Origin of the sequence: Flavobacterium sp. (assembly GCF_031537875.1) — a bacterium.
GTDB lineage: Bacteria > Bacteroidota > Bacteroidia > Flavobacteriales > Flavobacteriaceae > Flavobacterium.
This window is the reverse complement of sequence record NZ_JAVKNB010000017.1, coordinates 1-7,441: the sequence shown is the minus strand read 5'-3', so window position 1 is coordinate 7,441 and position 7,441 is coordinate 1. Positions and strand designations below refer to the sequence as shown.

Here is a 7,441-nt window from a genome sequence, read left to right as displayed (position 1 = left end):
AATGATGTGGGGTTTGTACAATCGTACAAATTTATATTGCTCGTAAGTTTTTTTAGGAAATATCATCTAAAAATGAGTTCGGTTTTGAAGTTTTCGAACTACAATTAATTTTTTTAGACTATTAATAAAAGATTAGAAGACTCCAAAAAAAAAATTATCTTTGAATCAAAATTAGATTAGCCCCAATTTATGATTTTATTTATTTCTTTATGCACATTGCTACTTACGATAGTTCAAACATTCTATAATTATAGGGTTAACACTAATGGTTTGTATTTATCTGGGTTTTTAATTCCTTTGTGTATTAGTGCAATTTTACATTATTTTACAATTATTGACCACTCTCCCTTTTATTTGGCAATTGTATACGGTCATTTTATGCCTGTTTTATATTTAACAGGTCCTATGCTGTTTTTTTATATTAGAGGGACTTTAAAAGATTCTGCAAAATTGAGCGGGTGGGATTTGCTTCATTTTTTACCTGTTGTAATTGGATTGATTTCTATTTTTCCTTATTACTTTGAAGACTTTGATTCTAAGCTTCTCATAGCTGAGAATTTAATTAAAAACCCGAACCATCATCTCAACCTAAATATTAGCTGGCTATATGACAGTAGCTATAATTTATTAGTCCGAACTTTGCTACTCGTTGTTTATATTGTAGCCAGTCTTTTTTTGTTAATTCGTTATTCTTTTGAAAAACAAAAGGAGCTACCTAAAAATCGTCAACAATGTGTTGCTATAAAATGGTTGTATTCCATTCTATTTGTTGTTGGAGTGTGTTCAATAAGCTATTTATTACTTGCTATTGATTTTTTTAATGGAGTGTTAACATCAAGAGATACTATCAACTCACTAAATATCAATTATTTTTTAATCATCTCTTTTAGCTTAATACCCGTATTGATGATTTTTTTTCCTCAAGTGCTTTATGGAATTCCCGTTCCGACTACTAAAGAAATTGAATTGAACAATAAACAAAATAGAATAGAGTCTCCAAAACCAGCAAAAACGATTCCTAAAAAAATAGAAGAAGAGGAGGAAGAAGCTTTTCAGAAATTAGCAGAAATGGTAATGGAATACATGAAAAACAAAAAGCCTTTTACCGATCCTAATTTTGGATTAGAAGACCTAGCAAGAAAATTAGATATTCAAAAACATCATTTGTATTACTGTTTTAACAGCGTACTCAATAGCCGTTTTACAACTATAAGAGCGCAGTTGAGGGTCGAATATGCTAAAGATTGTTTACTTAAAGGAGACTTAAATCAACTTTCAATGGAGGGAATCTGGACAAAAGCAGGTTTTTCATCGAGAACTAGTTTCTTTGTTTCGTTTAAAGAGACAACAGGAGTTACTCCTATTGAATTTATCAAAATCAATCAAATAGAAGGTTTAGACAAAGAGCATTAACCCCTACTTGATTTCTTTAATTTTTATATTGCGTAAAGCAACCCCTTTTGCCCAATCTTGAAAAGCAATTTTTCCGCGGGATGCTTTCCCAAAAGAAGGAAAATTTCCTAATTTACTTCCGGCAATTAGTTGTTTCCAACGTTCGGTTTTCATATCCTCATGACCCGTTTCGACACCGTTCAACCAAAAGGTAATGACCCCATTTTGTTGTACAATTCTAGAGCTGTTCCATTGGCCTGAAGGTTTTGGCTGCACTTCGTGTAACAAGGGAGATAAACTATATACACATCCTGCTGCATGTTTCCCATCTTGCAAATAGTCTTTAGGCATATTGGCATTGTCTAACAGCTGGTATTCTGGCCCTGTTGTCCAAGCCGTTGGAAATTCAGGTGCTTCTTGCACATTGATAAACACCCCACTATTTCCTGCTTCTGAAATTTTCCATTCAAACGTAAAATCAAAATTTTCATATTGGTTATCCGAAACCAAATCGCCACGTTGTACTTTCTCTGTATTTGGATCACAAATCAATTCGCCATTTTGAACAGACCAAGCCGATTTGATTTTGCCTTCGTTATACAAATGCCATCCATTGGTGGTTTTACCATCAAAAAGCAATGCCCAACCTGCTTGTTTTTCAGTATCTGTTAATACATTACAACTTGTTTTTTCTTGGGAGTAAGAAACACATCCTAATGTGCTAAAAAAAAGAATTCCGGCTTTTAATAGTAAATTGTTTTTCATTGGTTTATAGTTAGTTGGTTTTAAAAGTGTACACCACACTTGTAGATATATTATTTCCATCGCTAGTAATTACTCTCCAATAGTAAACCGTATTGGCGTTGACCGCAACTGCTTTGGACTTAGTTGTTAAATTTTTATTAGTATCTAATGGGGATTGTTTTCCATCAATAGTGTCAAAATACAAAGTATAAGTCAACGCACTGCCTTCTACATCGCTTGTTTCCCAGCTTAGGGTTACATTGCCATTGGTTGGGGTAACAACAACTCCTGGTAGTGGACTCACCGCCGAAGCAGGAAAAGGGGCGTAATTGGTTACCCCGTTACCTGCTAAATAAAACTTCCATGTATCACTAACTGTTGTCGTTGTGCCTTTGTTTTTAGAGGTAATAGTCCAAGAGTACGGTAGTCCTCTAGTAAGAGTGACGTCTTTCATTGTAGTCGTAATTCCTGTTTGTGTGGTTACTTCCTGAGTGTTTAAGTTAGTGATTTTTAAATCGTAGGTATCCGTATCTGAAGCGCTATTCCAACTAAAAGAAACTGTGCTTTGGGTAGTTGTGGTATTGGTTCCTTCTTCGCACGTTCTCCCGCTAGCGGGTGCTATTAAAACGGATTTTCCAGGGTTGTTAATCGTTGGGGTTGAAGGTCCAGGATCACTTCCTCCACAAGATACAAGGAATACAAATAAAAAAAACGATAGTATATTATATATTGATTTCATGGGGCTATTATTTTTTAATTACTTTAATGATTTCGTCTATAGAATTGCCTTTTAAACGAACTAAATAGAATCCAGAAGCATAGTCTTTTAAATCCAAGTCAACAATTCTTCCTTCGGGAATTACTGTTGTGAAAATTGCATTAGTTTTACCCGAAAGAGTTGTTATAGTGATATCGACTTGGTGATCAGTTCCTGCACAATACACATAAAGATGTTCTAGAACTGGATTAGGATAAAACACCACTTTTTCACTCATAAAAATACTGTCTTCATATTGACCTTGGCAGTACAAATCAGTTGAAATTGTAATGGTGTTTTGGCCTAAAGCTAAATCAAAAGTGAGTGTATTCGACGTATACGTTTGGGTAACACCATTAAATGTAACATTATAACTGCTCGCACCGTTCAAATTATAGGTGACTTGTTTGCCTGTACTACTCATTTTATTGGTAACTGATATAACATTAGGTTCAGTTACTTTCATAGTATAGCATTGGGAATAATTAGACTTACCTTGGATAGTAATACAGATTTCGTATGTTCCCGGAGCTAAATTTGAAAATTGATTTTTAAACGAATTGGAAGTATTCAACTCAAAACCTGATTGACCATTAATGGTAACTAGGTATACATACGATGTGTTTTTAGCTGCTACACTAATTGCGCCATTTTGTTGCCCTACACAAGACGCTGCCGTAACTAAAACCGAATAATTATCTGAAGGTAATAAAAACACTTCACATCCATTAAAATCCACTCGCACTCCAGAAGGAGTGTTCGGACATAAATCCAATTCATTTCGTACACCGTCTGAATCAGAATCACCAATAACAGTAATTACTACTGCTTTTTCAAAACTCAACCCTCCTGCATCAGTAACGCGTATACGTATGTTATAAGTAGATTTGGTTTGAGCATTAAAGACAATCGCTGCTTTTAAAATATTGTTTACAATAGTAAAGTTAGAATTATCTGTACCTCCCGTTCCACTCACTAATTCGTACATAAATGTATCATTTACATCCAAATCTGTGGCGCTTAAAGTCGCTACTGTTGCGCCAACAGTATTATTTTCGTTGGTAATAGTCGTGCTTAATATAATGTTTGAAGGAGGCGAATAAGGATACACAAAAGGAATTGAACTTTGACCGCACGAATTAGTAACTACTATATTTCCTCCACTGCTCCCCGTAGGAAGTGATACGATAATCATAGTGCGTGTAGCACTATTTACTGTTGCTGAAATTCCACCAATTGTAACCGTTGAAGCAGAATTAACAACTAAATTTGTTCCATTAATGGTAACATTTGTTCCCGATGTTCCCGAAGCAACCGAAACACTACTGATGGCCGGTACTCCGCCAATGACTATTGTTCCTGTAGCTGTAGCCGTATCGCAACCTGAAGTTAGTTGAACAGCGTAAGCGTATGTTCCTGCTGGAGTAGTAGTGCCACCGCTTATTGTGGCAACGTTAGACGCCCAATTTCCATTTATTCCAGTTGGCAAACCTATAAAAGTGGCTCCTGTAACACTTGTAGTAGCATAAGTAATAGGTGTAATTGCAGTTCCAACGCATTGTGCTTGTGTATCTGTTCCCGCGACTGAAGTAAGTGCTATTGTAGGCGCGCCAACTGGATTGGCATATACAACTGGGCGAATTCTTAAATTCAATACCGAAGTCCAAGTTGTACCGTTAGATGAAATAAAAGATCTGGTATTATTAGCATTTTCCTGACCCAATCCAAAAGTATCTGTTGATCCAGGCAAAATAACTATAAAATACTCTGCAGCATTAGTAATCGCTATTCCTAACGAACTTAAATCAACATAATTCCAAGTATTTTTAACAATCTTGTTAGGGTTTACAACTATCGAACCTAAGAGTGTTCCTGGAATCCCTGCGTTAGTAGCTCTTACTTCTATAGTAAGATTGGTTAGAGTTTGTGTTCGTACCGTTTTTAAATAAACACCTCCCAAATTACCCGATGATGTAGCTGTGAAACGAATTGCAGCTCTTTTTGAACTTAAATCATAAGAATAATTCGTAGCACTTGTGTAGGCTTGTTCGTAATTATAGGTGGTTCGTGCTAATGGTTGACAATAAGAAAAACTGGACGCCGCCTTAAACACATCTATTTTTCCGCTACCCCAAGTATTATTATCGGTTGATCCAGTAAAAGAATCCTTTGTTGCGGTAGTAGCAATTGCATTTTTTATTTGAGCAAATGTTGCGCTTGGTTTTTTTTGCAGTAACAATGCAACACAACCTGCCACGGCAGGTGTTGCCATACTTGTTCCTTGTTCCACTCTATACAAACCATTTACTACCATGTAAGGCGAATCGTTAGCTAAACCTGAATCAGAAGACAAACAGGAAACTACTGCCTGACCATTAGCAGTAATATCGGGTTTTTGTACATTATCTCTTCTCGGGCCTATTGAACTAAATCCCGCTATCCCGTCTTGAGTCCCATTGGTATAATTATACCCACTACCAGAAGAAGAATACCAATCAATCTTAGCCATATAAGCTCCTACTGTAATCGCTTTAGTAGCACATCCCGGAATGGTAACTAAATAATTACTATCCCCTCCCGTTATCGCCATACTAGAAAAATCATCCCCTTTGGTGTCTAACCATCCATCTATTGTTACTGTATTTGATGTCGTATTGGAAAAGGTTATCGCCCAGGTTCCAGCTACATCAGTAGATGTAGTAGTTCTTGTAACATACACTTGTATTTTTCTATCACCACTTTCTGGATCAATATAATTTGACATATATACCCTTGCCTTTCCACTCATAATGCTAGTTCCGTTATTAGATAAAGAACTAGCTTGAGTTCCATCGGGAGCGGTGATTATAGCCGTTACCGCACTGGTGTCATTTGCATAAGCTGTAAATTGAAAAACATCTTGTGAAGTACTGGTAGAAGCTGTTGTAACTTGCATATTAACCGATGCGTTAGTAGTTCCCGTCAAAACAATTTGTTTATGAATATTTTCTCCGTTTTCATTCCCAGAAGCAACTACTACTATTCGTCCTGCAGCAGTATCTGTAAAACTGTCTATAGCTAACTCTAAGGGATCTGTACCATCATGCGCACCTGTTTGTGAGCCCAAACTTAAATTTACTACTATAGGCTTACCCAAACTTGTAGCTAAGTTTTTTAAGTAATCAAATGCAACTATAATATTTGAAGTGTCAAAAGAGCCATCTCCTGATTTAATTATAACAATATCCGAATTAGGTGCTAAGCCAGCATATTTTGTACTTAATGCAGCTCCATTTCCTGCTGCAATTCCTGCAACATGGGTTCCGTGTCCATCAACGTCTTTTTCACGAACAAATCCAGCGGGGGTTCCATCAATTTCGTTATTAATTTGTGATTGTGTATATTCTACTCCTAAACTGAAACCTGTAGGAGCCGTTTCACCAGTTATTGGTGTCAACGTTTGATCCCAAATTCTCAAAATTCTACTTTTGGTTTGGTCAGAAGGGTTTCTAAAATCGGGGTGATCCCAGTCAATTCCTGTGTCAATAATGGCCACAATCACTCCGTCTCCTTTGTAGGCCGTGTTATCTAATCTCCCTGCATGTAAAAGGGATGCTCCTGTTGAGGCTACAGAAATATCATTATTCTTCTTTAAAAATTTTGGGGTATCCACAAAATAGACTTCGGGTAAGGCCGCCACTTTGGAAATCTGGTCTAGACTTAACCAAGCAGTGACAAAAGAAGCATGTGTACTTTGAATAGCTATTCCGTTTGTTTTTAAAACTTCAGGGTGTTTTGTATAAATAATACAATTGTAGCCCGATTCAGCTACTCCGGTGGAAGTATTTACTCTTTTGGACTCTGCCTTAGCATATATAGAAGGCAAAGTCGTGCTACTTTTATTTAATTGTCGTTCTTTTATAAAACGGAAAGCTGGGGCTGTTTTTTCATTATTTTGTCCCAATAAAATGATGGAAAAAAATAAAAAAAAATAATGAAACACTAATTTTTTTTTCATGTTAATTTGGGTTTAAAGAGAATTCGATTTGGAATTTAAAACAGTATACCTTACCATGCAAGGTCAAATAAAAAAGTAAATTTATACTATTTATTTGAGATTTTGGTACGTAACAAAAAAATCAATTCAATATTTATAGAAGGAAAAGATAGTATCCACCTACCACATATAGGCTTTTTCGTACCTAAACAGACTAAGATGTATAAAAACGAAAAGCGCCTCATCAATTAAGACGAGCCGCTTTTCTATAAGGGCAATAAATATTTTTTTTAACCTTTAATTACTCCCCTACTATTACAAAGGTACTTCTTCGGTTGAGTTGGTGGTCGGCCTCTGAGCATTTAACTCCATCAGCACATTGATTCACCAATTGACTTTCTCCATAACCCTTAGCTGTTAAACGGGTCTTGGCGATGCCACGTTTGACCAAGTAGTCCATCGTAGATTTAGCTCTGCGTTGTGATAACCCTTGGTTGTATGCTTTGCTCTGACGACTGTCCGTATGCGATCCAATCTCGATTTTGATACTTGGGTTTTGAGTCAGTACTTCT

5 protein-coding genes are annotated in these 7,441 nt (G+C 36.2%); 1 reads left to right on the top strand and 4 read right to left on the bottom strand.

What is annotated here, in order from left to right; all coding sequences use genetic code 11:
- The first annotated feature begins 354 nt into the window (after positions 1-354).
- Positions 355-1,413 carry a helix-turn-helix domain-containing protein gene (locus RMR09_RS11345; protein WP_310595918.1) on the top strand — a complete coding sequence of 353 codons (1,059 nt, stop codon included), beginning with the start codon at positions 355-357 and terminating at the stop codon, positions 1,411-1,413.
- A 3-nt stretch (positions 1,414-1,416) separates the two neighbouring features.
- Here RMR09_RS11345 and RMR09_RS11340 read toward each other — a convergent pair whose 3' ends face one another.
- From RMR09_RS11340 to RMR09_RS11325, 4 genes are all read right to left on the bottom strand, one after another.
- Positions 1,417-2,157, bottom strand: a complete 741-nt coding sequence (locus RMR09_RS11340; RefSeq protein WP_310595917.1) for a DUF1080 domain-containing protein — start codon at positions 2,155-2,157, stop codon at positions 1,417-1,419.
- Positions 2,158-2,167: 10 nt separating this feature from the next.
- A complete protein-coding gene (locus RMR09_RS11335) occupies positions 2,168-2,875 on the bottom strand; it encodes a hypothetical protein (protein WP_310595916.1) in 708 nt (235 codons plus the stop codon).
- Positions 2,876-2,882: 7 nt separating this feature from the next.
- Positions 2,883-6,890: a S8 family serine peptidase gene (locus RMR09_RS11330; RefSeq protein ID WP_310595915.1), complete on the bottom strand. Its 4,008-nt coding sequence runs from the start codon at positions 6,888-6,890 to the stop codon at positions 2,883-2,885.
- A gap of 280 nt (positions 6,891-7,170) precedes the next feature.
- The coding region (locus RMR09_RS11325) for an OmpA family protein (protein ID WP_310595914.1) at positions 7,171-7,441 on the bottom strand (271 nt) is incomplete at its 5' end.

Coding starts and splice junctions, on each gene's coding strand:
- RMR09_RS11340 (WP_310595917.1), bottom strand. CDS start 2,157: ATGAAAAACAATTTACTATTAAAAGCCGGAATTCTTTTTTTTAGCACA.
- RMR09_RS11330 (WP_310595915.1), bottom strand. CDS start 6,890: ATGAAAAAAAAATTAGTGTTTCATTATTTTTTTTTATTTTTTTCCATC.
- RMR09_RS11335 (WP_310595916.1), bottom strand. CDS start 2,875: ATGAAATCAATATATAATATACTATCGTTTTTTTTATTTGTATTCCTT.